The organism is Nocardia cerradoensis NBRC 101014, from assembly GCF_000308535.1.
Lineage (GTDB): Bacteria > Actinomycetota > Actinomycetes > Mycobacteriales > Mycobacteriaceae > Nocardia > Nocardia cerradoensis.
Genome location: NZ_BAFW01000002.1, coordinates 1 through 25,756, shown reverse-complemented (window position 1 = coordinate 25,756; position 25,756 = coordinate 1). Strand labels below are relative to the sequence as shown.

28 protein-coding genes are annotated in these 25,756 nt (G+C 66.6%); 18 read left to right on the top strand and 10 right to left on the bottom strand.

Features of this window, described 5'->3' with window-relative positions:
• The first annotated feature begins 8 nt into the window (after positions 1-8).
• From ON23_RS00385 to ON23_RS00350, 8 genes are all read left to right on the top strand, one after another.
• Complete coding sequence (locus ON23_RS00385) at positions 9-1,685, top strand: ABC transporter family substrate-binding protein (RefSeq protein WP_039775161.1); 1,677 nt, start codon at positions 9-11, stop codon at positions 1,683-1,685.
• Positions 1,686-1,716: 31 nt separating this feature from the next.
• Positions 1,717-3,387 carry an ABC transporter family substrate-binding protein gene (locus ON23_RS00380; protein WP_039775159.1) on the top strand — a complete coding sequence of 557 codons (1,671 nt, stop codon included), beginning with the start codon at positions 1,717-1,719 and terminating at the stop codon, positions 3,385-3,387.
• 56 nt (positions 3,388-3,443) lie between these two features.
• A complete protein-coding gene (locus ON23_RS00375) occupies positions 3,444-4,040 on the top strand; it encodes a hypothetical protein (RefSeq protein WP_039775258.1) in 597 nt (198 codons plus the stop codon).
• 109 nt (positions 4,041-4,149) lie between these two features.
• A complete protein-coding gene (locus ON23_RS00370) occupies positions 4,150-4,443 on the top strand; it encodes a WXG100 family type VII secretion target (RefSeq protein WP_083903584.1) in 294 nt (97 codons plus the stop codon).
• Positions 4,433-4,750: a WXG100 family type VII secretion target gene (locus ON23_RS00365; RefSeq protein WP_039775155.1), complete on the top strand. Its 318-nt coding sequence runs from the start codon at positions 4,433-4,435 to the stop codon at positions 4,748-4,750. The genes ON23_RS00370 and ON23_RS00365 overlap by 11 nt, the downstream gene beginning before the upstream one ends.
• Positions 4,747-5,469: a hypothetical protein gene (locus tag ON23_RS00360; protein WP_039775154.1), complete on the top strand. Its 723-nt coding sequence runs from the start codon at positions 4,747-4,749 to the stop codon at positions 5,467-5,469. Before ON23_RS00365 ends, ON23_RS00360 begins: the two co-directional genes overlap by 4 nt.
• Positions 5,436-6,074: a hypothetical protein gene (locus tag ON23_RS00355; protein WP_143859912.1), complete on the top strand. Its 639-nt coding sequence runs from the start codon at positions 5,436-5,438 to the stop codon at positions 6,072-6,074. The genes ON23_RS00360 and ON23_RS00355 overlap by 34 nt, the downstream gene beginning before the upstream one ends.
• Complete coding sequence (locus ON23_RS00350; protein WP_051041738.1) at positions 6,071-6,406, top strand: hypothetical protein; 336 nt, start codon at positions 6,071-6,073, stop codon at positions 6,404-6,406. Before ON23_RS00355 ends, ON23_RS00350 begins: the two co-directional genes overlap by 4 nt.
• Before the next feature lie 75 nt (positions 6,407-6,481).
• On the opposite strand, the gene ON23_RS00345 is transcribed toward ON23_RS00350, so the two are convergent.
• Positions 6,482-7,237: a lysophospholipid acyltransferase family protein gene (locus tag ON23_RS00345; RefSeq protein WP_039775152.1), complete on the bottom strand. Its 756-nt coding sequence runs from the start codon at positions 7,235-7,237 to the stop codon at positions 6,482-6,484.
• A gap of 37 nt (positions 7,238-7,274) precedes the next feature.
• Positions 7,275-8,063, bottom strand: coding sequence for a lysophospholipid acyltransferase family protein (locus ON23_RS00340; protein ID WP_039775151.1), 789 nt, complete (start codon positions 8,061-8,063; stop codon positions 7,275-7,277).
• Between the two features lie 123 nt (positions 8,064-8,186).
• Here ON23_RS00340 and ON23_RS00335 point away from each other — a divergent pair, with 123 nt between their 5' ends.
• On the top strand, positions 8,187-9,104 hold the full coding sequence (locus ON23_RS00335) for a hypothetical protein (protein ID WP_039775149.1): 918 nt from the start codon (positions 8,187-8,189) through the stop codon (positions 9,102-9,104).
• Positions 9,105-9,196: 92 nt separating this feature from the next.
• Here the strand turns inward: ON23_RS00335 and ON23_RS00330 are convergent, their stop codons facing one another.
• The gene (locus ON23_RS00330) at positions 9,197-9,823 is read right to left on the bottom strand and encodes a hypothetical protein (protein ID WP_039775147.1); all 627 of its coding nucleotides are present in this window, start codon (positions 9,821-9,823) and stop codon (positions 9,197-9,199) included.
• Between the two features lie 196 nt (positions 9,824-10,019).
• On the opposite strand from ON23_RS00330, the gene ON23_RS00325 reads away from it, so the two are divergent.
• On the top strand, positions 10,020-11,576 hold the full coding sequence (locus tag ON23_RS00325; RefSeq protein WP_039775146.1) for a Rieske 2Fe-2S domain-containing protein: 1,557 nt from the start codon (positions 10,020-10,022) through the stop codon (positions 11,574-11,576).
• 87 nt (positions 11,577-11,663) lie between these two features.
• Here the strand turns inward: ON23_RS00325 and ON23_RS00320 are convergent, their stop codons facing one another.
• Complete coding sequence (locus ON23_RS00320; protein WP_039775251.1) at positions 11,664-12,485, bottom strand: SDR family NAD(P)-dependent oxidoreductase; 822 nt, start codon at positions 12,483-12,485, stop codon at positions 11,664-11,666.
• Between the two features lie 116 nt (positions 12,486-12,601).
• On the opposite strand from ON23_RS00320, the gene ON23_RS00315 reads away from it, so the two are divergent.
• Positions 12,602-13,204: a TetR/AcrR family transcriptional regulator gene (locus tag ON23_RS00315; protein ID WP_245555884.1), complete on the top strand. Its 603-nt coding sequence runs from the start codon at positions 12,602-12,604 to the stop codon at positions 13,202-13,204.
• A 14-nt stretch (positions 13,205-13,218) separates the two neighbouring features.
• On the opposite strand, the gene ON23_RS00310 is transcribed toward ON23_RS00315, so the two are convergent.
• From ON23_RS00310 to serS, 3 genes are all read right to left on the bottom strand, one after another.
• Complete coding sequence (locus ON23_RS00310; protein WP_039775143.1) at positions 13,219-14,193, bottom strand: DMT family transporter; 975 nt, start codon at positions 14,191-14,193, stop codon at positions 13,219-13,221.
• A 51-nt stretch (positions 14,194-14,244) separates the two neighbouring features.
• Positions 14,245-16,116 carry a putative bifunctional diguanylate cyclase/phosphodiesterase gene (locus ON23_RS00305; RefSeq protein ID WP_223273301.1) on the bottom strand — a complete coding sequence of 624 codons (1,872 nt, stop codon included), beginning with the start codon at positions 16,114-16,116 and terminating at the stop codon, positions 14,245-14,247.
• A gap of 109 nt (positions 16,117-16,225) precedes the next feature.
• The gene (serS, locus tag ON23_RS00300; RefSeq protein WP_039775142.1) at positions 16,226-17,488 is read right to left on the bottom strand and encodes a serine--tRNA ligase; all 1,263 of its coding nucleotides are present in this window, start codon (positions 17,486-17,488) and stop codon (positions 16,226-16,228) included.
• A gap of 105 nt (positions 17,489-17,593) precedes the next feature.
• Between serS and ON23_RS00295 the strand changes: the two genes are divergently transcribed.
• From ON23_RS00295 to ON23_RS00275, 5 genes are all read left to right on the top strand, one after another.
• On the top strand, positions 17,594-18,751 hold the full coding sequence (locus tag ON23_RS00295; protein ID WP_373282140.1) for a septum formation family protein: 1,158 nt from the start codon (positions 17,594-17,596) through the stop codon (positions 18,749-18,751).
• Positions 18,752-18,755: 4 nt separating this feature from the next.
• Positions 18,756-19,109 (top strand): metallopeptidase family protein, encoded by a 354-nt coding sequence (locus ON23_RS00290; RefSeq protein ID WP_039775140.1) that lies wholly within the window; start codon positions 18,756-18,758, stop codon positions 19,107-19,109.
• Positions 19,110-19,307: 198 nt separating this feature from the next.
• Positions 19,308-19,619, top strand: coding sequence for a PE family protein (locus ON23_RS00285; protein ID WP_039775138.1), 312 nt, complete (start codon positions 19,308-19,310; stop codon positions 19,617-19,619).
• Positions 19,620-19,663: 44 nt separating this feature from the next.
• Entirely contained in the window at positions 19,664-20,839 is a 1,176-nt protein-coding gene (locus tag ON23_RS00280; RefSeq protein ID WP_039775136.1) for a PPE domain-containing protein, read from the top strand.
• The gene (locus ON23_RS00275) at positions 20,840-21,673 is read left to right on the top strand and encodes an ESX secretion-associated protein EspG (protein ID WP_051041735.1); all 834 of its coding nucleotides are present in this window, start codon (positions 20,840-20,842) and stop codon (positions 21,671-21,673) included.
• Here ON23_RS00275 and ON23_RS00270 read toward each other — a convergent pair.
• The 3 genes from ON23_RS00270 to ON23_RS00260 all read right to left on the bottom strand — a co-directional run bounded on the left by ON23_RS00270 (position 21,670) and on the right by ON23_RS00260 (position 23,791).
• A complete protein-coding gene (locus ON23_RS00270; protein ID WP_051041734.1) occupies positions 21,670-22,371 on the bottom strand; it encodes a histidine phosphatase family protein in 702 nt (233 codons plus the stop codon). The two genes, ON23_RS00275 and ON23_RS00270, sit on opposite strands and share 4 nt — an antisense overlap.
• Positions 22,368-23,288, bottom strand: a complete 921-nt coding sequence (gene pheA / locus ON23_RS00265) for a prephenate dehydratase (RefSeq protein WP_039775134.1) — start codon at positions 23,286-23,288, stop codon at positions 22,368-22,370. Before pheA ends, ON23_RS00270 begins: the two co-directional genes overlap by 4 nt.
• Before the next feature lie 83 nt (positions 23,289-23,371).
• Positions 23,372-23,791, bottom strand: a complete 420-nt coding sequence (locus tag ON23_RS00260) for a hypothetical protein (RefSeq protein WP_039775133.1) — start codon at positions 23,789-23,791, stop codon at positions 23,372-23,374.
• Between the two features lie 105 nt (positions 23,792-23,896).
• Between ON23_RS00260 and ON23_RS00255 the strand changes: the two genes are divergently transcribed.
• Positions 23,897-24,670, top strand: a complete 774-nt coding sequence (locus ON23_RS00255; protein WP_039775131.1) for a DUF2470 domain-containing protein — start codon at positions 23,897-23,899, stop codon at positions 24,668-24,670.
• A 59-nt stretch (positions 24,671-24,729) separates the two neighbouring features.
• On the top strand, positions 24,730-25,524 hold the full coding sequence (locus ON23_RS00250; protein ID WP_039775129.1) for a CPBP family intramembrane glutamic endopeptidase: 795 nt from the start codon (positions 24,730-24,732) through the stop codon (positions 25,522-25,524).
• The last annotated feature ends 232 nt before the right edge of the window (positions 25,525-25,756 follow it).

Genomic DNA, 25,756 nt, shown 5'->3' with positions numbered 1-25,756 from the left:
AGTTCGTCGTGAGGATACGTTCGCGGGCACTACGTATGACCGCCGTCGTGGTGGCGGCTGGGCTGGCTGTCGCGCTCGCCGCCTGCGCATCCGTGGACACCACGAACGGTCCCGCCGCACTCGGATCCGCCAACGACATCAATCCGCAGCCGCGCGACGCGGTGCGCGAAGGCGGCAACCTACGGTTGGCGATCAGCGGATATCCGGCCAATTGGAACACCCTGTCCATCGACGGCAACGAGTTGGAGACCGGCGAGGTGGTGTGGCCGTTGATGCCGCGGTCATACCTGATCGACGCGACCGGCCAATTGACGATCAACAAAGACTATTTCACCGACATCCAGCTCACCGGCACCGATCCGCAGCAGGTCACCTACACCATCAACCCCAAGGCGGTGTGGAGTGACGGATCACCGATCACCTGGGAGGACATCGCCTCCGAAGCCCATGCGCTGTCGAGTGTGGACAAACGCTATCTGATCGCGATCAACAACGGGTTCGATCGGGTCGAGAAGGTGGAACGCGGGATCGACGACCGGCAGGCCGTGCTCACCTTCAAGCAGCATTACGCGGATTGGCGCGGTCAGTTCGCCGGAAACGCGATGCTGTATCCGAAGTCGGTCACCGCCGATCCGGATACGTTCAATCGCGCGCTCGCCGAGGGCATCACGCTGACCTCCGGGCCGTTCGTGATCCGCTCCACCGACCGCACGCAGGGCCGAATCGTGCTGAGCCGCAATCCCAAATGGTGGGGTGACACTCCGAAACTGGACACCATCACCTTCAGTGTGATGGATCAGGCCGCATATGCGGCGGCTCTGCAGAACAACGAACTCGACGCCGCGCGCCTGAACTCCATCGAGGATCTGGCGACCGTGCGCAGCAGTGCCGAACTGGTCGTACGCCACGCCCCGGGAAATCTGTGGCGGCACATCACCTTCAACGGCTCGCCCGGTTCGATACTGGCCGATCCCGCGCTGCGCGTGGCTGTTTCGAAGGCCGTCGACCGGCAGGGCATCGCGAATGCGATCGAAAACGGCCTGGTGTCGAACCCGAAGCCGTTGAACAATCACATTTTCGTCCAGGGCCAAGAGGGCTATCAGGACAACAGCCTGCCCTTCGATCCCGCGGCCGCCGCGCGCGAGCTCGATGCATTGGGCTGGAAACAGCAGGGCGATGTGCGGGTCAAGGACGGCCGCCGCCTCGAGATTCGCGATGTGATGTACAACGACCCCACCTGGGTCCGGGTCGCGCAGATCGTCCAGGGTGATCTCGCGAAGGTCGGCGTGAAGCTGATCATCGCCACCCGGCAACGCCAGGGATTCTTCAGCGATGCGATGATCCCCGGTGATTTCGACATCGCCCAGTTCCAGTTCTCGGGTGACGCATTCCCGTTCGGCAGCATTCCGCAGATCTACGCGTACCACCCCGACGACGAGCAGAGCAATTTCGGCCGCATCGGTTCCGACGAACTGAATGCGCTGATCGAGCAGACTCTCAACGAGTTGGACCCGAAGAAGGCGATCGACCTGGCGAATCAGGTGGACCGCAAGGTTTTCGAAGAGGGTTTCTCGCTGCCGCTCACCCAGGACCCCGGCAACTACGGCGTGCGCACCACCGTCGCCAACTACGGCGCTCCGGGCCTGGCCTCCTACGACTACACCAAGATCGGCTTCGTAAGTTAGCCGCCCGTCCCGACGAAAGGAGAACGAGACCATGCGGATTCGTTCGACAATAACCCGGCTCGCGATCCCGGCGGTCGCGTGCGGACTGCTGCTGTCGGGGTGTTCGGGCTCCACGACCGGGACCGGGAGCTCCGCTCTCGGCACGACCAACGACATCAATCCGCACGACGTCGCCGACCTTCGCGACGGCGGCAGCCTGCGGTTGGCGATCTCGGAATTCCCGCCGAACTGGAACACTCTCCAGATCGACGGCAACAACTACGACATCACCGCGGTGGAGCGGCCGATGCTGCCGCAGGCATTCACCATCGATGCCGCCGGTGGCACCCACCTCAACACCGACTACTTCACCAATGTCGAGTTGACCGGCACCGATCCGCAGACCGTCACCTACACCATCAACCCGAAGGCGGTGTGGACGGACGGGACGCCGATCACCTGGGAGGACATCGCCTCGCAGGCCGAGGCGCTGAGTGGCCGCAACCCGGAGTACCTGATCGCCAACAACATGGGCTTCGATCGGGTCGCGAAGGTCGAGCGCGGCGTCGACGATCGCCAGGCGGTGCTGACCTTCAGCAAGCACTTCGGTGAATGGCAGGGCCAATTCTCCGGCAACAGCATGCTGTACCCGAAGTCGGTGACCTCGAATCCGGAGGCGTTCAACAAGAGCCTCGTCGACGGCATCAAGGTGACGGCCGGACCGTTCGCCGTCCAATCCACCGACCGGACTCAGGGGCGGATCACGCTGGGACGCAACCCGAAATGGTGGGGGGCGACGCCGAAACTCGATACCGTCAATTTCAGCGTGCTCGATTCGGCCGCACTGGTGCCCGCACTGCAGAACGATGAACTCGACGCGATCGGAATCGGTAGCCGTGGCGATTTGGTGACGGCTCAGGGGGTTCCGAATGTGTCCATCCGCCGGGCACCGGCGCTGCAGTGGTCGCATCTGACCTTCAACGGCGCTCCCGGCTCGATTCTCGAGGATCCCAAGGTTCGGGTAGCCGTTTCGAAGGCCATCGATCGGCAGGGCATCGCGAACGCGATTCAGAACGGTCTGGTCGCCGAACCCAAACCGCTGAACAATCACATCTACCTGGAGGGGCAGAAGGGTTATCAGGACAACGCCCTGCCCTACGACCCCGATGCCGCCGCCCGCGAACTCGACGCCCTGGGCTGGAAATTGCAGGGCGACGTGCGCGTGAAGGACGGCCGCAGACTCGAGATCCGCGATGTGATGTACAACGATCCGTCCTGGGTGCAGCTGGCGCAGATCATGCAGCAGAACCTCGCCAAGATCGGGGTGAAACTCACCATCGACACACGGCCGGGACAGGGCTTGTTCACCAATGTGTTCCAGAAGGGCGATTTCGATCTGGCGCAGTTCTCCTGGGTGGGTGACCCGTTCCCCCTGGGCAGCATCAACCAGATCTGGGGATACGACCCGAACAATTGGCAGGGCAACTACGGCCATATCGGTTCCCCGGAACTCAACGATCTGATCGAGAAGACCGTCTCGGAACTGGATCCGGGCAAGGCCATCGATCTGGCCAATCAGGTCGACCGCCAGATCTTCGCCGAGGGGCATTCCCTCCCGCTGCTGCAGTCGCCCGGCATCGTCGCGGCCCGGTCCAACCTCGCCAACTACGGGGCGCGCGGCCTGGCCACTCTGGATTGGACGAAAGTCGGCTACCTGAAGTGATTTCCGGTACCGGCCATCCCCTGGCCTATCCGGTTCTCACCACGATCGGCGCCCTGGTGATCTGCATCGCCTGGGCGCCGTTCGCCGATTCGGAACAGCTGGCCATGCTGGCGGCGGTGGGGTTGATTGTGCTGCTGTACAGCGGGTTTCGTCTCGCGGTGGGGTTCGGGGTGGTTCCGTGGCGCACGATTCCGGCCGGGACGTTCCGGGTGAAGCGGGTACGCCAGCAGAACCGGTTGGTCAGCCGATCGTGGCTGGAACTGAGCTCCGGCGGCCGAACCCATTGGCTGCCGGTCTATTTCGATCCGTCACTGGTCGTCCTCACGGAATCCGAGGCCGACTGTGACGCCGCCGTCGTCGTACACGGCCACCGCCTGTTCGCCTCCGGCGCGGCCCGCGACTCCGAACCGCAGGGCCGCCTGATCGACAACCCGACCCGCCCCGACCCCGACGGCCCGGCCCACGCCGCCGCGGCCACCCGCCTCGGCCGACGCCTCCTCCTCGACGCCCAATTCGCCGTCGTAGCCCCCTTCGCCGGCCTGTTCTGGATATACGTCGCCGGCGGCGGCCTCCCCGCCTTCGCCGGCGCCACCGTGGTAGCGGCCGCCACCGCCACCTGGTTCGCCGCCATCCGGGGGTCGGATCCGAGTTGAGAGATCACCACAGTCGCATCGTCTGGACCACCGATAGGCCCTGGCATACCATCGGGAAGTGAGCGACAGTGGGGGAAATTCGTCGAGTCCTGGGCATAGCTTCTCGGTCGTGCCCGAACAGGTGCGCGATGTGGGCGTCTACATCTACGGCTTGGCCGAAACACTGCACAATGCATTGGATTCCGCAGCGAAAGACGTCGAGGACATGCTGACCGACAGCTGGACGGGCGACTACGCCGACGAGTTCTCCCAAGGCTGGACAGAGGTCCACGCGGGTGGGCGCCAGATCTTCCGAGCCCTCGCCTCGTTGGCCGAAAAACTCGGCGTTACCGCGGAGATGTTCCAGTCGGTCGACGCGAACAGTGCTGCGGCTCTGAACATCCCGAGACTGGATTGGACCTGACTGTGGCGTCGCGATTCTCGGAGACCTCGAACAGCTGGACCACATCGTCTCCCGCCTGTCCGGACTGGCCGGTTTCATCGAGGACCACTTGTCGGATATCGAACAGCGAGTGGCGAGTTTGCAGGGCACCGGCTGGGAGGGCGTGGCCGCCCGCGCCTACGACGATGCACACCGTGAATGGATCAGCGGAGCGAAGGAACTCGTGGAAGGCGTCAAGGATATGAGCGACGCCGCCAGACAGGCGCATTCTGCTTACTCGCGCGCGCTCGAGCTCAACTGGCGAATGCTGCAGAGCGGGCAGCGGTGATCGTCGACTGGGAGACGTACTACACGGCGGGAACCAAGTGCCGGGAGTTGGCCGTAAGTCTCCGCGCCGCAGACAAACCGGTCCACGAAGCGGCCGAAGCGCAGTGGTCCGGAATGGCCGGAGATGCTCCCGGCTGCATGCAATGGGGACAGGCATACGACGAGGCGGCCCGCGGTACGTTGCAGGCCTGCGCCAGTCTTGCCAACGCGCTGACCAACTACGGAGCTGTCTTGTACGCCCAAGGGTACAACTGGGGCATCACCAACAAGTCGAGCCCGCCCCCACCACAACCGGATATCAGTCAGGTCGGTGAATACAAGGTGGCCTTGCCGAATTCGACCCACGGTACTGGGATAGGATTCGGCGACAATGGGGGGGCGAAAGAGTTCTTCGATGACCTTTTCCGGAAGGTCGTCAAATCCTTCGGCAGAATCCCCAACGGCGACGCAGATAAATTGCAGAAGGCTTACAATACGTGGACGGCCTTTGCCGATAATAGTGCGATATCCGAAACCCTCTACCGGATCATGCTGATCTCGGACCTCTTTATCGATATGGACGACAGTTCTCACAGATACGAGATACAGCATCGCTTGAACGATTTACACACAGCACTCAAACTGTCTCACTGGCCGCCGGACGCCTGGCTTCGCCGATCAACGACTATTACGAAGCAACTACGACATTGGCCACAGCCTGCGCCGACGAGATCAATCTGAGCGAAGGGAATGTAGGCGTCGAAGCCCGTGCGCAATATGGCAGGTCAGGACGTCTGTTCGACGTCGGCCTCGCAGTAAGCGTAGCGGCGCGCGGCAACCGTGTTCCCGTCGAGGGCACCATCAACGCAATCCAAAGAGCCTACCGGGCGAGCACCATGCCGATTGTTCTCGGCTTGCCGGCCCTCGACGCCAATTCGAAGGGGTTCGTCGACGCGTTCAACAGCGTTCCGACCGACGGGCTCAATCAGGCCGTCGACAGGCTCTCGGTCATTATCGCAACACGCGCCGAGATTGCCTTCGGTGACAAACCGGGTGCGCTAACTTATGAAAAGTCGCCGAAGCATGGAAAAAACCAGCGCGGCAACGCCGCACCAGAACCGACTCACGGTCAGGAAACATTGGAAGAGTCGGTGCTTATCAAGCCCACAACGAGCCGGCGAGTCGGATTCGACCCCGACACCGGAGAATTCGATGTCTTCGACGAAACATATCCCGAATCGGGCATTTATCACGGACATCAGCGAAGCTGGGATCAGCTCAGCCCAGACATGCAGAACGCTCTCGTGAACGCAGGTATCGTCGACAGAAAAGGCAGACCGCGATGACCATTTACCAACGGCTGGACCCTATCGACCGAGCTACCGCACTGGACATGATCAACTCGGGTGTATCGGAGCGGGCCGGTGAAGCCATCCTCCGGTTGGCACTGCACGACTCCGACTCCGCATGGGTGACCGACCGAGCACTGGAGCTGCTTGCCAACTCGGACTGGCGAATCCGCGCCGTCGCCGCGACAGCGCTCGGACATCTCGCCCGTTTACACGGCTCAATAGACAAAGAGCGTGTCGTTCCTGCCCTGCGAGTTCTCCTGGACGACCGTGCGACGGCGGGGCGAGCGGAGGATGCGCTGGACGACATCACGATGTTTGCATCCTGAGCCCATAGCCCCGGAAGCGAACATGGATGTTCACAGCACTGTCGAAGCGTCGGATCGCTTCGCGTCGCGGCGTCTTCACCCTTGTGCGCGTTTGGCTTTCGCGGCGGCGCGGCGTTCCATCTCCTCGCGTTCCAGGACCTTCGCCTGCTCCAATGTCGGTGCGGTACCGCCCAGACGGGCCGGGACCCAGCGGGCGCCCGGGGGCATGTCGTAGTCCCGTTGCGCTGCGTCGAGCAGTTTCTCCATGCTGGAGCGCAGGGCGGCGGTGAGGTCGTCGGCGTGGTCGACGGGGGCTATGGGGTCGCCTACCTGGATGTGGATCGGGAAGTTGTGGCGGCCCAGTTGTTTCGGGATGTCTTTGGTCCAGACGCGTTGGGCGCCCCAGATCGTCATGGGGACGATGGGGACGGCGGCTTCGATCGCCATGCGGGCGGCGCCGGATTTGAATTCCTTCAGTTCGAAGCTGCGGCTGATGGTGGCTTCGGGGTAGACGACGACGATTTCGCCCTCGCGCAGCGCGGTGACGGCGCGGGCGTAGGACTCGGCGCCGGCGGTGCGGTCGACGCCGATCGCCTTGCACTGCTTCATGAGCCAGCCGACGATGCCGTGTTCGAGTTCGGCCTTCATCATGTAGCGGACGTTGCGGCCCGATTCGCGGCCGACCAGTCCGACCTCCATGAAGTCCAGGTAGGCCGTGTGATTGACGGCCAGGACCGCACCGCCGGTACGCGGGATGTGCTCGCCGCCGACGATGTGGATCTTCAGTCCCTGTGCCCAGAAGATGGCGCGGACCAATCCGGTGAGGACGTCGAAAACGGGTTCTCGCGTCATCGGTGACACTCCTGGTACTGCCGGGCCGACCCTGCCGTCAGGCGTCGGCATCTCCCGTTTCGGCGGCGCGACGTGCCGCGCGCGCCTCCGCCTTCGCCTTGGCCTCGGCCGCGTCCATCGCGTCGGCTTCCTCCCGTGTCGGTGCGCCGCCGCCCAAGCGGGCCGGAACCCAGTATGCGCCGGGCTCGTGCGGGTAGTCCTTCTGCAGGCCGAGCAGCATGTCCTGCATGGTCGCGCGCACGGTCTCGGTGAGTTCGGCGACCGCCTTCTCGTCCGCCTCCGCGGGCGGGAAGATGGGTTTGCCGACGGCGATCGAAATGGGGGTGTTGGTGCGGCCCAGGCGTTTCGGATGGCCCTTGGTCCAGACTCGCTGCGCACCCCAGATCGTCATCGGGATGATCGGGACCCCGGCCTCGACGGCCATCCGGGCGGCACCCGATTTGAATTCCTTGATCTCGAAGCTGCGGCTGATGGTCGCCTCGGGATACACCCCGACCAGTTCGCCGCGGCGCAGATAGTCGACGGCCGCCTTGTAGGAGTCCGCGCCGGCCCCGCGGTCGACCGGGATGTGCCGCAGCACGCGCATGATCGGCCCGGAGATCGGGTTGTCGAAGACTTCCTTCTTCGCCATGAACCGGATGTAGCGCTTCGGCGTCCGCGCGGGCAGGCCCGCGTAGGTGAAGTCCATATAGCCGGTGTGGTTGATCGTGATGACCGCGCCGCCCTGCGCGGGGATGTTCTCAGCCCCCGTGACGTCGAATTTCAGTCCCTGTACGAAGAAGACGGTCCGGGCCAGGCCGATGATCGTCCGGTATACGGGTTCCACAATTCCGCTAGCGTAGTCGCTGTCACATTTTCGCGACCGACCGCCGCACAGGAAACGAGGTTCAGCGCAGTGGAAAGCCCCAATCCAGCATCGCGTGCAGGCGGCCGGAAGCCACGAGGGGGTATGGGCGTGGCGCTGCATACCGGACGGGCAGCGCGACGCGGCAGGCGGCTCTCGGCGGTGCAGGCAGGTGGTCTGGCGGTCGTGGTCGCGGGCATCCTCGCCGGATGTGATTCGCAGGTCGGCATCGAGGGCACCGACTATCACAAGTCCGAGAATTCCTCCGCGGCAACGCAATCCGCCGCACCGTCGTCGTCGCGGATCGCCGCTCCCGCTCCGGCAGCGCCCGAATCGGCCGTCGCGGTGGCCCTCGTGACGGCCGATCCGCAGGCCACCGAGGCCATGACTCGCTGGGTGTCCGATCTGCGGCGACTCACTCCGGCGGACATGGCAGCCAAGTGCTGGACGATGGCTCCCCGCAACGTCGAGACGATGTACTCCGACAAGCCGGCCATCGAGTCGGCGCTGGCCGAGCCGGGCAGTGACAACGGAACAGCCCTCGTGTGGAAGTCGGCCAGCGGAGCCGCCGACGCGGTGACCGTCGTCGCCGAGCGAGCCGATATCGCCACCGGCTATGCCTGCCCACGGGTCTACCCCGCCGGTACCGAGATCGGTTTCGGCACCGGCAGCGAGGCCCAGACCGCCGACGCCCGCCACATCGTCCGGCGCTATCTGTCACGCCAGACCGGACATCCGATCGACGCGGCGGACCAGGAGAACACCCATCCCCTGGTGTGCACCGCCGCCACGGCCTGGGATCCGAACGGCACCGGACGCGCATCGCGTCCACCGCTGGCCACGAATGCGGCCAAGCTCACGACGCCGACCGCGTTCGCCGATCAGTCGCTCAGTTCCACCGCTCTGAACAGCGCCTACCTGTCCATATCCGCGACGGTCACGGCCGGCGGCAGCCAGCAGGAACGGACATACACCGTGAAAGCGACGGACAACGGATACTGCATCGGCGACGTTTCGGCGTGATGTGCGGGAGCGGGCCGGCCTCGTTTCGATAGCCCGACGGTAACCGCGACATCGCGAGATGACAGCGGGCGCGACGACGATCCGCGTGGCGCTCAGACCAGTTCGGGGACGCGCAGATGCGCGAGAGCGACCTCGAAATCGCCGACCTCGAGCACGTGCACACCGGCTCGGCGGGTTCCTTCGCGGCGCAGGGTGGCGAGTTGTTCGCGATTGCGTTCCACCGCGTCGGCGCTCTCGAAGGTCTCGCACGCGACACCGCGCCCGCCCGCCCGATCGACCAGCAGACTCGTGCTGCAGAAGCCCGGCATCTGTTCCAGCTGCGGGGCCACCATGGACTTGTAGGTATCGATCGCCCCCTCGAACCGGCTCGTATCGTCGGACTTGGCCCACGTGAGCTGGGCACATGCGCCTTCGGGCAGGCGATGGTCTCGGTGCATGGCCGCGACCTCCCACTGCTCGACCCGCGCCGAATCGGCACCGAGCAGCCGGACGGCGCGATCACGCAGCGAACGCACCCGATCGACGCTCTCGCGCATCATCTCCTCGGATTCCCAGGAGGTCGTCGCGATGCACCGACCGGACTTCCGGTCGACCAGCAACGACATCCCGACACAGCCGGGCATGTTCTCCAGGGCAGGCATCACCTCGTCGCGCATATGCGCGATTCCGGTGTCGATCGCAGAGGTCTTCGCTTGGATAGTCGTAGAACGTGCGTACACGGGTCCATGTCCTCTGTACTCGGGGCAGCGCCCCGGTGGCGCCACCGTGCACCTCTACACTGCGCCGGTCCGACGGCCAAGGCAATAGCTCAGAAATAACCGGTATCGAGGCCGTCGAAAACGCCCCTCAGGCTGCGCAAGCCCGTTCAACCGCTACCCTGGGTGGCTGGTAGCCGGGTTCAGGAGGGACTTCTTCGTGCAGATCACCAGCGTCGGACATGCCGGATTCCACATCCGCACCGCGGCCGGGACGATCCTCTGTGATCCGTGGGTGAACCCGGCCTATTTCGCGTCGTGGATCCCGTTTCCGGACAACACCGGGCTGGACTGGGACGAACTGGGCAACTGCGATTTCCTCTACGTCTCGCACCTGCATCGCGACCACTTCGACGCGAAGAATCTGCTCGACCACGTGAACAAGGACGCCACCGTCCTGCTGCCGGACTATCCGGTGCCGGATCTGCAGCGCGAACTGGAGAAACTGGGCTTCCACACCTTCTTCGAAACCCAGGACTCGGTCAAGCACACGATCACCGGCCGGGACGGGCACGAACTCGACATCATGATCATCGCGCTGCGCGCGCCGGCCGACGGGCCGATCGGTGATTCGGGTCTGGTCGTCTCCGATCGCGAGACCGTGTGTTTCAACATGAACGACGCCCGGCCGGTGGATATGGACGTCCTGCACGAGCAGTTCGGCCATATCGACATCCACCTGCTGCAGTATTCGGGCGCCATCTGGTACCCGATGGTCTACGACATCCCGAGTAAGACCAAGGCCAACTTCGGCAAGCAGAAGCGTCAGCGCGGCATGGACCGCGCGCGCAGCTATATCGAGCAGGTCGGCGCGACCTGGGTGGTGCCCTCGGCCGGTCCGCCGGTGTTCCTCGACGACGAACTGCGCTACCTCAACGACGACGGCGAGAACCGCTACTCCGCCGACAACGGCAATATCTTCCCGGACCAGATGGTGTTCCTCGAGCAGATGCGCATCCACGGGAATTCCGGTGGGGTGCTGATGATTCCGGGTTCGGTCGCGGATGTGCGCGGAAAGGAACTGGATCTGACCCATCCGTTCGATCCGGCCGAGATCTACGACGACAAGGCCGGCTACATCGAGCGGATGGCGCAGCGCATGGCGCCGGTGCTGGAACGCGAGAAGGCTTCCTGGGCAACCGAAGACGGCACGCCGCTGCTGCCCCGGCTCAAGGAGCTGTTCGAACCGATCATGGCGCAGAGCGATCTGATCTGCGACGGAATCGGCTATCCGGTCGGGCTGGTGATGGGCGACGAAACCGTGGTCCTCGACTTCCCGAAGCGGCTGGTGCGCGGACCGATCGAGGGAGAAGGCAAGTACCGCTACGGGTTCCGCATCGCCCCGCAACTGGTACGCACCGTGCTGCGCGACAACGAACCCGACTGGGTGAACACCATCTTCCTGTCCACCCGCTTCCAGGCGTGGCGGATCGGCGGCTACAACGAATTCCTCTACACGTTCTTCAAATGCCTCACCGACGAGCGCATCGCCTATGCCGACGGCTGGTTCGCCGAGGCACACGACGATTCCGCCTCGACCGAGCTCGCCGGCTGGGAAGTGCAGCGACGCTGCCCGCACCTGAAGGCCGATCTGTCGAAATTCGGTGTGGTGGAAGGCAATACGCTCACCTGCAATCTGCACGGCTGGCAGTGGGATCTGGAGAGCGGGCGGTGCAAGACGTCCAAGGGGCACGAACTTCGTTCACGCAAGTTGTGAACAGGGGTGAACTATTCGTGCAAACTCGGCCCGAATGAGCGGATTTCCGCGCAGAAGGCTCAGGTTTGCACGAATAGTTCACCACCCTCAGCCGGGCGCCAACCGGCTCAGCGACTCCCAGGCTCGATACCCCTCGGCGCGCGCCGCGAAGAGTTCGGCGACCTGATCGAAGGAATTGCCGCCCACGATCAGACGACGCGGCGGATCCTCGAGTTCGACCAATTTCATGATCACCGGTGCGGCCGAACTCGGCGCCGGGCCGGATTCGTCGCCCCACATGCGGGCCAGCTCCTCGCGTAGTGGTTCGTACTGCGGCAGGGCCTCGGTCGCGGTCGTTCCCGCGGTGAACAGGCCGGTGTCGTAGCCGCCCATCTCGAGATTGGTGACCTTGATGCCGAAGGGTTCGGCCTCCATCGCCAGGGCTTCGGTGAGCGAGGCCAGTGCCGACTTCCCGGCTCCGTAGTAGCCGACCGCGGCCATACCGCCGGCGGTTCCCATCGAGGTGACCTGCAGGATGCGGCCGTGTCCCTGTGCGCGCAGCTGCGGCAGCACGGCCTGCACGACCCACACCGCGCCGAAGAAGTTCACATCCAGATGCGCGCGAATCTGGTCCTCGCTCGCCTCCTCGACCATGCCGTAGAGCATGCCGCCCGCGTTGTTCACCACGACGTCGAGCTCACCGACCAGCGTGACGGCCCGAGCGACGACCTCGAACACGGCCCGGCGATCCGACACATCCAGGTGAAGCGGGATCAGCCGATCCGGATGTGCGGCGCCCAGATCCCGTAGCGGTTCGACATCGCGGGCGGTCGCGACCACTCGATCACCGGCTTGCAGGGCGGCTTCGGTGAACGCACGCCCCAGCCCACGGGAAGCGCCGGTGATGAACCAGGTCTTACCGGTGGTCATATCCCACATCCTCTCTTCATGAGACGGTCCGTCTCGTCTCGACATAGTGTGCTGATCGCTTCCGGAATTGTCAAGACGATCCGTCTCGTCTCGCGCGAACTGCTATGGTCGACCGCGTGTCCGACAGCGCGAAATCCGAACCGGCCGGCTCCCGGCGCAGCGAGAAGTCGCGGCAGGCGATTCTGACGGCCACCCGCGACCTGCTCTCCGAGGTCGGATATCGGAAGGTCTCGATCGAGGCGATCGCCGCACGCGCGGGCGTCGGTAAACAGACGATCTATCGCTGGTGGCCCTCCAAGGGGGCGGTGATCTTCGAATCGTTCCTGGACCTGAGCGACACCGACGGGGAGGGCATCTCGCTGCCGGACACCGGGGATATCGAGGCGGATCTGAAGCTGGTGATGCGGGCGACGGTCGCGGAATTCGCCGATGCGGAATTCGAGAAGCCGGTGCGGGCGCTCAACACCGAGATCATCAACGATCCGGAACTGGCCGCGCAGTACGACCGGCAGTTGCGGCGTCCCGTCGACGACGCCAAGAAGGCACGGTTACGCAGCGCGCAGGCGGCCGGGCAGGTGCGCGCCGACGCCGACCTCGACCTGATGCTCGAAATGCTGTACGCGCCGGTGTATCAGCGGTGGCTGCTGCGGTACGGGCCGCTCGACGACGCGTATGCCGATGCGCTGGTGGAGCACACGCTGCGCGCATTCCGGCCCTGAACCACGAAAGCCGTTCAGGCCCGTTCGGTCGTACGGCCCTGCGCGAGAACGCCGATGGCGGCGGCGAGCAGCGTCAAGACACAGCCGGCGATGGTCAGCACCGACAGCCGGGTGCCCGTCGGCGCGACGACATCCAGGACCACCGAACCGATGAGCTGGCCCGACACCGAGGTCAGGCCGAACAGGAGCACCCCGATCCAGCGCACGATCAGCGCCGCCACCGCGATGAAGAAGACCCCGATCGCGCCGCCGAGGTAGAGCCACGGTTCGGTGGGAAAGCCGGTGGGCCAACCGATCCGCGCGAGCTGCGCCGCCTCCACCACCAGCAGACCCGCGGTCCCGGTCGCGAAATTGATCGTGGTGGCCGGCACCGGCCCGCCGACGGTCGCCAGCCGGCCGTTGACCGCCTGCTGCCACGCCAAACCGAGTCCCGCCAGGGCGGGCAACGCGATCAGCAGATAGGCCGCGCCCCCGCCGGAACCGGATTCGCCGCCCGAGCGCCCCAGGGCGGCAACACCGACCGCAGCGACCGCGAGTGCCGCCGCACCGAGCCGCACCGGCGTCACGGGCGTGATTCCGGCCGGGCTCACACCCAGACGGTCCACGACGAGACCGCTGGTCAACTGGCCGGCGACTACCGCGATCGTGAAGGCGGTGACGCCGATCGTGGCCACGGACAACCCTTGACAGGCAACGAAGAACGCGCCGCACAACCCACCCAGCAGATGCCACCACCGCAGCCGGCCGGCGTGCACCGAGCGGCGTATCGCGGCCAGACCGGTGCGCATCCGCCCGCTGAAACCGCTGACGACGAGGAGCAGGATCAGACCGGAGCCGAAACTGATGACCGCCGCGGCGATTCCGTCGTTCAGCCGATCGCCGAGATCACCGTTGATGCGCGCCTGGACCGCCACACCGGCGCCACAGCACAGGCCCAGCAGCACACCGATCCAGCGCCGCACGTCGGTTCGTTCACGGGCTGCGGTCATATCCGCCACGGTAGTTGTTACGAACCGGCCGATGCCGCACCCCTGATCGGGTCAGCTCCGACGGATGGAGCCCTCCGGATCGAAACCATTGTTGTCCACCGGGATCCACCCCTTGGCGGCGAGCTCCCGATCGGTCGCACCGGCACCGACGAGCCCGCGGTTGGAGTTCATATCGCTGATCAGCTCGGAGACCGGATGCGAATCGCTGTAGTGATAGCCCTGGGCGAGTGCGAAGCCGAGTTCGGTCAGCACGGCCGCCTGATATTCGGTTTCCACACCCTCGGCGATGACCTGGAGATCCAGCGACTTGCTCAGCGCCGCAATCACTCCCAGCAGCGGCGGGGCGGGCGAATCGGACCGGATCGCGGCGACGAACGACTGGTCGACCTTGAGAATGTCGCTGGGGATGGTGGCCAATCGGCTCAGCGAGGAGTAGCCGGTACCGAAATCGTCGATGGCGATCCGAACGCCGCTGTCGCGCAATTGGTGCAGATTCGCGATGGCGGTCTGGGATTCGGCGGCCAATTCGCTCTCGGTGACCTCCAGGACGAGCTGATCGGCCGGCCAGCCGGTATCGGCGAGGATGCCGGAGACCCGGTCGGCGTAGTTGCTCTCGGCCAATTCGAGACCGCTGACGTTGACGTTCAGGGTCAGATCGAGCTGGGCGAAGGTCTGTTGCAGCCGGGCCGCGTCGGCACACGCGCGCCGCAGGACCAGCTCGTCGAGGTCGGAGATCAGGTCGTATTCCTCGGCGACCCGGATCAGCCCCTCGGTGGTCACGTCGGGCTGTGCGTTGGACGACCAGCGCAGCAGCGCCTCCACGCCGACCGCCTGGGCGCCGTCCTCACCGAGGCTCACGATCGGCTGGTAGTGCACGTCCAGCGCACCGGTGTCGATGGCCTCGCGCAGTTCGACCGCCAGCGGCAACTGCCGCGACGACTCCAGCACCGTGCGGTTGCGCCCGGCCTGCTTGGCCCGGTACAGACCCACATCGGCGCGACTGACCAGCAGCGATCCGGATTCGCCGGGCTGCCAGGAGGTGACACCCGCGGAACATCCCGTGGTGACCGCGGCCCGCAGCTGTTCGGTCAGCAGGATCGCGGCCTGTTCGGTGGTGTTGGGCAACAACAGCGCGAACGCGTCGCCGCCGTATCGGGCCAGCAGCTGATCCGGGCCCAGCAGTTTCGACCAGGTGTCGCCGACGCGCTGTAGCACGGCATCGCCGGCGCGATGGCCGAGATGATCGTTGATCTTCTGGAACCGGTCCAGGTCGACCAGGACCAGCGCCAGACCCTGCCCGGTCCGTCCGGCGTGTCCGATGGCGCTGCTGAGCGCGCGATCGAAACCGCGGCGGTTCAACAACCCGGTGAGCGTATCGATATCGGCGTCCGAGGCCATCCGGGTGAGGATGCCGACCACGATGCCGACGCCGACCGTGATACCGGCCGGGATAATGCCCGACCACCAGGGCAGACCCCGGGACGGCACCACCCACAGACAGAGCACGACCGCGAACGCCACATGCGCCCCGGCGAGCCGCCAGGCGAAGAAGATCGCGGCATCGGCGGCGACGAAGACGTAGAAGGCGGCGAGCGTGATCGCGCCGACGGTGTTCGGGAACCAGTGCACGGCGATGGTGACCAGCACCGTCGCCACCGCGACGTACCCGTGGTGCACCCAGTGCGGCTGGCGAGGACCCCAGATCAGCAGGCTCACGCCGAGCAACAGCGCGACCAGAGCGGCCGAGCCGACCAGCGGACGGTTGCCCTCGTCTCCCGGTGCGATGGCAGTGATCAGCAGGCCCAGGACCCCACCCATGACGTAGAACGCCCCGGTGGTCCGAGCCATGACCATTGCCGTCGCCAGCGCCGATGCCGCCCGAACCTGCGTGCGGGTATCGCCGCGAGACCCGAGTCCTCGCACGCCGTCCAGCCTAGACAACGCGGTGCATAGCAGTAGTGACAACCGCCGGATTCGAGGCCGAAGTCACCGCGCCCGGGCCGCGAACATCACCGCGACCGGGCCGCAACCGTCAGCGCGGCGGCTCGAGCACCTCGCGGCCCACGAACGGAACCAGTGCGGCGGGCACCCGGACCGAGCCGTCGGCCTGCTGGTGATTTTCCAGCAACGCGACGATCCACCGCGTGGTCGCGAGGGTGCCGTTGAGGGTCGCGGCGATCTGCGGCTTGCCGTTCTCGTCCCGGTAGCGCACCGACAGGCGGCGCGCCTGGAAGGTGGTGCAGTTCGAGGTCGAGGTGAGTTCGCGATAGGTCTGCTGGGTCGGCACCCAGGCCTCGCAGTCGAACTTGCGGGCGGCCGAGCTGCCGAGATCGCCACCGGCCACATCGATGACCCGGTACGGGACCTCGATCGCGGCGAGCATCTCCTTCTCCCAGTTCAGCAGGCGGCGATGTTCGGCATCGGCGTCCTCGGGACGGCAGTAGACGAACATCTCGACCTTGTCGAACTGATGCACGCGGATGATGCCGCGGGTGTCCTTGCCGTAGCTGCCGGCCTCGCGACGGAAGCACGACGACCAGCCGGCATAGCGCTTCGGACCGTCGCTCAGATCGAGGATTTCGCCCGAGTGGTAACCGGCCAGCGGGACCTCCGAGGTGCCGACCAGGTACAGATCGTCGTCGCCGAGGTGGTAGACCTCGGCCGAATGCTGCCCCAGGAAGCCCGTTCCGGCCATGATCTCCGGGCGGACGAGTACCGGCGGGATCATCATGGTGAAACCGTTGGCGACCGCGCGCTGGGCGGCCAGCTGCAGCAGACCGAGTTGCAGCAGGGCGCCGTAGCCGGTCAGGAAGTAGAACCGGGCGCCCGAGACCTTGGCGCCGCGTTCCATATCGATCAGTCCGAGCGACTCGCCCAGGTCGAGATGATCGCGCGGGGGGAAGTCGAATTCGGTGGGAGCGCCCACGGTTTCGAGCAGAACGAAATCGTCCTCACCACCCGCGGGTGCGCCCTCCTGCACGACGTTCGAGATCGCGCGGTGGGCGCTGTCGAGTTCGGCGTCGGCGGCGTTCTCCGCGGACTCGGCCTCCTTCACCTTCGCCGACAACTCCTGCGCGTGGGCCAGCAGCGTCGCGCGCTCGTCCGGGGACGCCTTGCCGACCTTCTTACCCAGCGCCTTCTGCTCGGCGCGCAGGTTGTCCGCCGTCGCGACCGCGGCGCGGCGGGCGGCATCCGCCTCGAGCAGGGCATCCACCAGCGCCGGGTCCTCACCGCGGGCACGCTGCGAGGCACGGACCGCTTCGGGATTCTCGCGCAGGAATCGGAGGTCGATCATGGGCAATCAGCCTAGTGGGAGGTGTCCACCGCATTTTCTGTGGATCCGGTGAAATCCGAACCGATCGTGGCAGGCCCCGCGCGGCGCCTGCCATGATGGACGGCGATGTCCTCCGACGATGGGGCGCCAGCGGCGCCGGAACCGGGAAACGAAGAATCCGACATGCCTCACCGCAGGCGTGCCGGGGCGAACCGTCGCCGCCCGTTGCCGGGCGCCGGGAAACGCTTCGGTCAGGACGGCAAGGCGCTGCATCCCCATCGGCTGCGGTGGGGATTACTCGCGGTCGCCGTCGGTGCCGTGGTGGCGGCGCTGGTGACGCTGTCCATCTCGGGATTTCGCAGTTCACACGGACTGGAGGTGCACGATCCCGGCTCGGGCAAGGCGCCCGCCGGCCGCGCCGACGCCGCCTTCGGCTCCGCCAAGTCGGGTGACTGCCTCACCTGGACCAGCGCCAAAACCCTGGATCTGACCAAGGTCAACTGCGCCGACAAACATCTGTTCGAAGTGACCGCGGACATCGATCTGAGCAAATATCCGGGCCGCGAATTCGGGCCTGGCTCGGCCTTCCCCGATTCGCTGCGCTTCGGCGAACTGCGCGACGAACACTGCGCCTCGGCCGCGGCCGCGTACCTCGGTGGCCGGCTGGACCCGCGGGGGCGGTTCGTGGTCGGCATGGTCAACCCGGGTGAACCCGGTTGGCGCAACGGCGACCGGACCATCCGTTGCGGATTGCAGTTGGTGAGCGCCACGGGTAGCGCGACGCAGCAGACCGTGGGCCGGGTGCGCGACAGCGACCAGTCCCGCGTCTTCGATCCGGGCACCTGCATCGGCATCAATCAGAATCTGCCGACCAACGAACCGGTCCCCTGCGGTCAGCCGCACGCCTACGAGGTGATGTCGACGGTGGATCTCGGCACCCACTTCAACGGCGGCCCGCCGGCGAACGCCGATCAGGACAAGTTCATGCAGGACGAATGCGCCCGTGCCGCAGGCGATTACCTCGGCGGTCAGGACGCGCTGATCAACAAGACGCTGACCATCTTCTGGGACAACCTCGACGCCCGCAGCTGGCTGGTCGGCAGTCACAAGCTGAATTGCCTGGTGGGCAAGGGCTCTCAGGACGGGTTCGCGACGATCACCGGATCGGCCAAGGGCGATGTGCTGATCGACGGCCAGGCCCCGGTGCCGCCGCCGAGTTCCGGGCGGTCCACCCCGGCGCCGCTGCCGGGCGCGGCGCCCGCGCCGATTCCACCGCAGCGCTGACACCATGCCGGTGTCAATGTCGGAGAGCCGGTTCGAGGAACTGGTCGGCGATGCGCTGGATACGATTCCGCCCGCACTCGCCGGGGCGATCGAGAACGTGGTGGTGCTGATCGAGGCCCGCAATCCCGAGGATCCGCATCTGCTCGGGCTGTATCACGGCATCGCCCTGACCGACCGGGTGGACAGTCAGTACGGCGGTGCGCTACCGGACACCGTCACCATCTATCGCGACACGATTCTGGAAATGTGCGACGACGAACGGCAGGTCGTCGAGGAAGTGGCCATCACGGTGATCCATGAGATAGCTCACTATTTCGGGATCGACGAAGAACGGCTGCATCAGCTCGGTTGGGGCTAGTCTTTACGCGCGTAGCGGGTAAAGTCGAATCGATTCGTGACTCGAGGGAACCGAACCGGGGGCCGTCGCGTCCAATCATCTCGTAGGGGGAATTCTCGTGGTTCCACCGACGGGTCTGCCGGATCCTCTGTGCCGGAACAGCACTGGGCTCGGGCAGTCTCGACACTTGCACAGCCGCCACAAGAAGGAGTTCGAGTCATGGTTGGTTTGCTCGGTGTACAGCCCGAAGTCGTGCTCGCGGCCTCGGCGGAACTCGATCTGCTCGCCGAACGTCTCACGGCTGCCGCCGCTTTGAGCGGCCCGGCCACCCACGTCGTCCCCGCCGGCGCCGAAGAGGTATCGGTCGCGGCGGCAACCCATCTGAACGAGGGCGCGCTCAGCCACGACCGCGCGGCCGCGCAGGCCATTCTCGAATTGCACCACGCGGCAGCGATCCTGCGTCAGCAACTGGCCTCGTACCTCGCCGAGGACGCGATCAACGCGGCCGGCACCGCAGCGATTCAGTTCTGACCGGCGCCGATCCTTCACCACACCATTCGTTCAGGGGAGAGACAATGACTGCAGGGATCACCGGAATCTATTGGCTGCCCCGGCTCGCCGAGGGCAACTCGAGTCTGCTGACCGCGGGTCCGCACGCCGTTCCGGCCGCTGCCGCGGCCACGGCATGGGGTGGTCTCACGGCGGCGTGGGTCGACGCGACCGCCACCGTCACCCGGGTCATGGCCGAATTGGGTGTCGGCATGGTCGGTCTCAACGGCGCCGTCGCACTGACCAAACTCGCCGGCTTCACCGGCTGGGCCGAACAGCAGGGCATGCAGGCGGCGGCGATGGCGGCCAAGGCGTCCGCTCACGCCACCGCCAATACCGTTGCCACCCTTGCCATGCCGAGCCTGCCGGAGATCGCCGCGGTGGACGCCGCGCGCGTCGCGGCACATGCTCACGGCGGCGATCTGGACGGCAGCGCCGAGGTGGCGGAAGCCGCCAAGGCCGCACTGGATGTGCAGGCCGCACTGGTCATGGACACCTACGAATCGACCGTCGAGGCCATGACGGCGACTCCGGCCGAGTTCCTGACGCCGCCGCCGATCGCCGCGGGCGCCGGTGTGGCCGACAGCGGCGCCGAGGCGGCGTCGCAGAACACCACCAGCGACCCGGTGCAGACGGCCATCGGCGTGGCGCAGGCGCTCGCGACCGATCCGGGCGTGATCAGCGCTGCCACCCAGGCGGCCAATGTCGCCGGATCGGTGGCGACGACGGGCGTGTCCACGGTGGGCAATGTGGCCGGTACCGCGATCGCCGCGGCGACCAGCCATGCCGCACCCGCCGCGAGCATGTCGCCGATGATGATGGGCGGCATCGGTGGTGTCGCCGCCGCCGGTGGCGCCGCGGCCGCCACGCGTGCCGTGTCCTTCGGTGGCAGCTCCGTCGGCATCGGCAACGGCGCCGGCACGCTGCAACTCCCCGAGGGCTGGGGGGCCGGCAATGTGATCGGCGCTCCGGCCGCGACCGCTCCGGTGGCGGAGACGGCACCCATCGCGCAGATGGGCGCACCGGCTCCGGCCCGCGCGAACAACGCCGCCGGTAACCCGCTGCTGGGCCGCCAGGTGGACAGCGACGACGACGAAGGCGAGCACCAGGGCAACGACTATCTGCGGGGCGAGCACTTCGCCGACGGCCGGGTCATCGCACCCGGCGTCATCGGCGCAGACCCGGCCGTGGGAGCGCGCTAAGTGACCGTGCTCGGCGCCGGCCGCGGGCCGTCGATGCTCGAGTCCGTGGTGTTGTCGCTCGACGAGATGCAGTTTCTGCTCGAGGAACTGGAGATCGACGAGGTGCCTGTCGTGCTGGATGCGAGGGGCCGATACGACAACGTCGTCGACCACGACCGGGCGATGACCGCGGCCGCCGAATCGCTCACCGCGCGTGAGCTGCTCGTCGACGGAGTCGTGCATCACGACCTCGAAGACCGGCTGCGCGGGCTGTACCGCCCGCACTGGGTGATCTCGATGCGCTGGTACGTCGGCGATCGTGTGAACCGATTCTGCCTCGCCAAGGGCGACAACCTCGATGTCGTCGCCCTGCGCGGGCCGAATTCCTACAGCATCGACGAGGCCGGACACGATCTGCCGGGCACGATCATGGCGGCGCTGGGTCCGGCGGAGGCGCTCGAGCTCAGCGGAATGAACGTTCTGACCGAGGAACTCAAGCCGATTCTCGGTGATGCCGGGGATGCCGCGACCACCGCGCAGCGCCTGGATCGAGTGGGGCGGCCGCCCCGCGACGCGCAGGCGCTGGCCTCGGCGCTGGTCGAAATCCATTCGCACGCTTCGATCGTCGGCGTGGTGTACAACGACGCCAGCCGCGACATCTCCGACGGGATGATCGCGGTGTACAACACCCGCAACGGGCGATTCATCGGCGTCACCACCCGCTCCGACGACGAGGTCATGTGGACCTCGCTGGCCAGCGGGACACCGGGCCGATTGCGCACCGCGATCAAGGACCTCATCGACAAGCTCCCACTACGTGAGGATTTCAAGCCGGCGACGCCCGGAATCGGCTAACCCATCGGGTCGTCGGCCTTCGGTTCGACCTTGTATCCGAACGGCGGGGTGTAGCGGCCCCAGCGGACACAGGTCCAACCGCCGCCGGCGGTCGGCGCCAGCTCGATGGTCTCGGTGTTGTCCAGATGGTTGTTGGTCGTGAACGGCGGTGCGACGCCGGTGAGTTCACGGGCCGCCAGTCGCATCGCGGCGCCGTGGCTGACCAGCAGCACGTCGCGCGATTCCGAGCCGGGAAGCAGGTAGGAATCCCGAAGTTGTTCCAGCACGGGCAGATACCGCTCGAGGACCTCCTCGCCGGATTCGCCGCCGGGCAGCCGCGTATGCAGTTCACCCAGATGCCAGGAACGGTAGACCCGCTGGAATTCCCGATGCGCCGCGTCGGAATTCTGGCCCTCCAGTTCGCCGACCTGCACTTCGTACACACCGTCGGCCACCTCGGCCGCCACACCGGTCACCGATTCGATCTGGCTCGCGGTCTGCTGGGCACGCAGCGCCACCGAGGAGTACAACCGCACCGGCGGCACCGCGAGCCGCGCGGCGAACGACTTCGCCTGCGCCACACCGCGTTCGGTCAGCGGTAGACCCGGCACCCGGGTATCCAGAAGTTTCGCGACATTCCCCTCGGTCTCGCCGTGACGGACCAGCACCAATCTGCCGGAACCGCGGACGGGATCGCGGTTCACACCGGTTTCGGTCATGAGGCGTCCACCCCCTTTTTCACATCGTCCAACCAGGCCGCCGCCGGCTCGTCGGCGGGCGGCGGCGAACCACTCGGTGAACTGGCCGGCCAGGAGCCCAGATAGCGAATCCGCCCGGCGGTCCGGTGCAGCGCCTTGAGGGCCTCGGCGACGGCGGTGTCGTCGATATGGCCGACACAGTCCAGATAGAAGCGATAGGTACCCATCCCGGTGCGCGTCGGACGGGATTCGATGCGAGTCAGATCCACACCGCGCGTGGCGAATTCGGCGAACACCCGCATCAGCGAACCGGGTTCGTTCGCCAGTTCGAGCACCACCAGCGAGGTGCGGTCGGCGCCGGTGCGGGCGGGCGCCTCACGTGGCGGGGTCACCAGCACGAAACGGGTGATGGCCTGCTCGTGGTCGGCGACGCCGGTGGCCAGTTCGACGAGGTTCAGCCGCTGTCCGGCCAGGGTGGTCGAGACCGCGGCGTCGGCATGGCCGGCCACCACATCCTCGGCCGCGGCCGCGTTGGAGGCCGAGGTGTACAGCGTTGCCTGCGGCATCCGATCCGCCAGCCACAACCGCACCTGCGCGGCCGCCACGGGATAGGCCGCGACGGTGCGCACGCGCGACAGCTCCATTCCGGGTTTCGCCACGATCGTGAACGCCACGTCGAGCTCGGTTTCGGCGATGATCTGCAGCCGCGGGCCCACCGCGAGCGCGTCCAGGGTCGCCGAGATGGAACCCTCGACCGAGCTCTCGATCGGCACCACCGCGCCGTCGGCCGCACCGGACCGGATCATCTCGAGTGCCGCGCCCTGACTGGGTGCGGCGATCCGCTCGACCGGCTCGTCGAAGGCCCCATCCGATTCGAGTCGGGCCAGGGCCATCTCGGTGAAAGTTCCCGACGGTCCGAAATAGGCGATACGCGGCACGGATACGACATTACTGGCAGTTGGCTGCGCGCTCGCCGTTTGTGCGTACCCAGCGGTAACAGCCCAGGTCGGGGCCGGCCCGATCAGGCGGTCAGCACCCGCAGCGCCGCGGTCACCGACTCCACCTGTTCGGTCTCGACGGCCAGCAGCACCTCGCGCAGCGCCTGGACGGCCGGAGCGGACAGCCCACGCAGGAATTCGGTATCGGGGCTGGTCAGTGCGGTCCGGATATTCTCGCCGCACAGCGCGGCCACCGTGGCCGCGACGATCGCCACCGCCCGTTCACCCGAGCCGGTCGCGGCGACGAATCCGGTATCGGAATGTGCCACGCCGACCAGGAATTCGGCGATGCGCTCATCGGGCAGGGTCAGGTCGAGCACCGGCGCCTGCGGATTCGCCGACGGCGGCCGGACCAGGCCGTCCACCAGATCGGACGGGCCCGCGCTGGGCACGCTCAACGACAGCAGGACGGGTTCGGAGGCGGGCGTCGAATCGTGCGGCACATTTCCACCGTAGCGAGCGCAATGCTTGCGTAACCACGGGCCGTGACTTAGCTTAGGTTTACCTAATTATCGGTATCCGTCCCGGGTTCGTCACTGGAGGTCTGTATGCGCCGCACGATCACGTCCGCCGCTCCATCCGCCGCGGAGCGGATCCGCAGTGCGTGCGCCCATGCCGAGAGTGCCGTCCTGGCCCTGCCCGGCACCGATCCGATTCCCACGACCGTGCACCACCTGCGGGCCTGCGGTGATGTGGTCGTCGCCGTCGCGCGCAATTCGGCGGCGGTCGCCGCCGCCGCGGCCGAGGTCGGTTCGCCGGGTGTGCTGGAACTGACCGACCACGCGCCCTTGGCGTTGCGCGAACCCGTGCGTGCGCTGGTCTGGTTGCGCGGGCGGGTCCGGGCGGTACCCGGACATGCCCAGCGCGCCTTGGCATCTCAGGTCGCGGGCGAATATCCGCATCCCGGCCTGCTCGATGTCGGCCACACCAGCACCCTGCTGCGAGTGGTGCTGGAATCGGCCGTCGTCGCCGACTCCGCCGGCGCCGAATCGGTCTGCCCGCACGATCTGCGCAGCGCCGACGCCGATCCGTTCTGGGAACTGGAAGCGGCCTGGTTGCAACATATGGACTCCGATCACGCGGATGTGATCGCCCGGCTGGCCCGCCATCTGCCGGTCCGCCTGCGCGGCGGCTCGGTGCGGCCGCTGGCCATCGACCGCTACGGCGTCACGTTGCGGGTCGAGGGGCCCGACACCGATCACGACGTGCGACTGCCCTTCCACGCGCCGGTGGACGACGTGCAGCAGTTGAGCCGCGCGGTGCGCATCCTCGCCGGCTGCCCGTTCTTCGATCGCATGCACGGCTCGGATCGCTCCGCCTGAGAGCACATCCGACCCGGCCGGATACGCGGCGGCCGGCGGACCACCCCTAGATTGTTCCTATGGTTCCGGCCGATCGTTTCGCAGCTGCCTGGCCCGATCCCGCTGCGGAGCGCGACCGGTTCGCGATCCGGGTGGAGATCGCGATCGTCCTGGTCGTCACCTTCGGGACGAGCGGGGCCGGTGCGGCACTGTCACTGCTGGAAAGCGCGCTGGCACCGGGCGGAATCGGTGGTCAGCAGGTCGCGCTGAATCCCTCCCGGGCCGCACAGTCGACGATCGATCTGCTGTTCCAGCTGTTGAGCGTCGCCCGCCTGATCGGCTGGGGTGCGCTGGGACTGTATCTGTTGTGGCGCAGCGGAATCGGGCCGCGACTGGTCGGGCTGGCGCGGCTCCGGTGGCGTGGTGATGTGATCCCCGGCGTCGTCCTCGCCGCGGTGATCGGACTGCCGGGACTGGGTCTGTACCTGGCCGCCCACGCGCTGGGCGTGAGCGTGACGATCGTGCCCAGTTCACTGCACGACCACTGGTGGCGGTTGCCGGTGCTGGTGCTCTCGGCCGTGGCGAATGCCGTGGCCGAGGAGATCATCGTCGTCGGCTATCTGATCAGCCGGTTGCGCACGCTGGGCTGGTCGGAGAACCGATCACTGGCCGCGTCGGCGCTGCTGCGTGGCAGTTATCACCTGTATCAGGGTCTGGGCGGGGGCCTCGGCAACCTGGTGATGGGGGTGATCTTCGGCCGGTACTGGCAGCGGACCGGGCGGCTGTGGCCGCTGATCCTGGCGCACGCGACGATCGATTCGGTGGCCTACATCGGCTACACCGCCCTGCACGGCCACGTCTCCTGGCTGCCGTAGTACCGCGCCGACCTGCGGGAATCGGCCACGTTCAGCCCTCAGGACGCATTGTGCCGACCGGCACAACGCCCCGGTCAGTACCATCTCGGTGGTGAACGGCGACGACCCCCAGCAGTATCCGCGGACCCGCCGGGTGCCGCCGCCGGCGGGCCCGGACGGTCGACGCGTGCCGCCGCCGGACCGGCTCGGGCACGATCCGCGCGTCCCGCCCGGTTCCGGGCGGCCGATACCA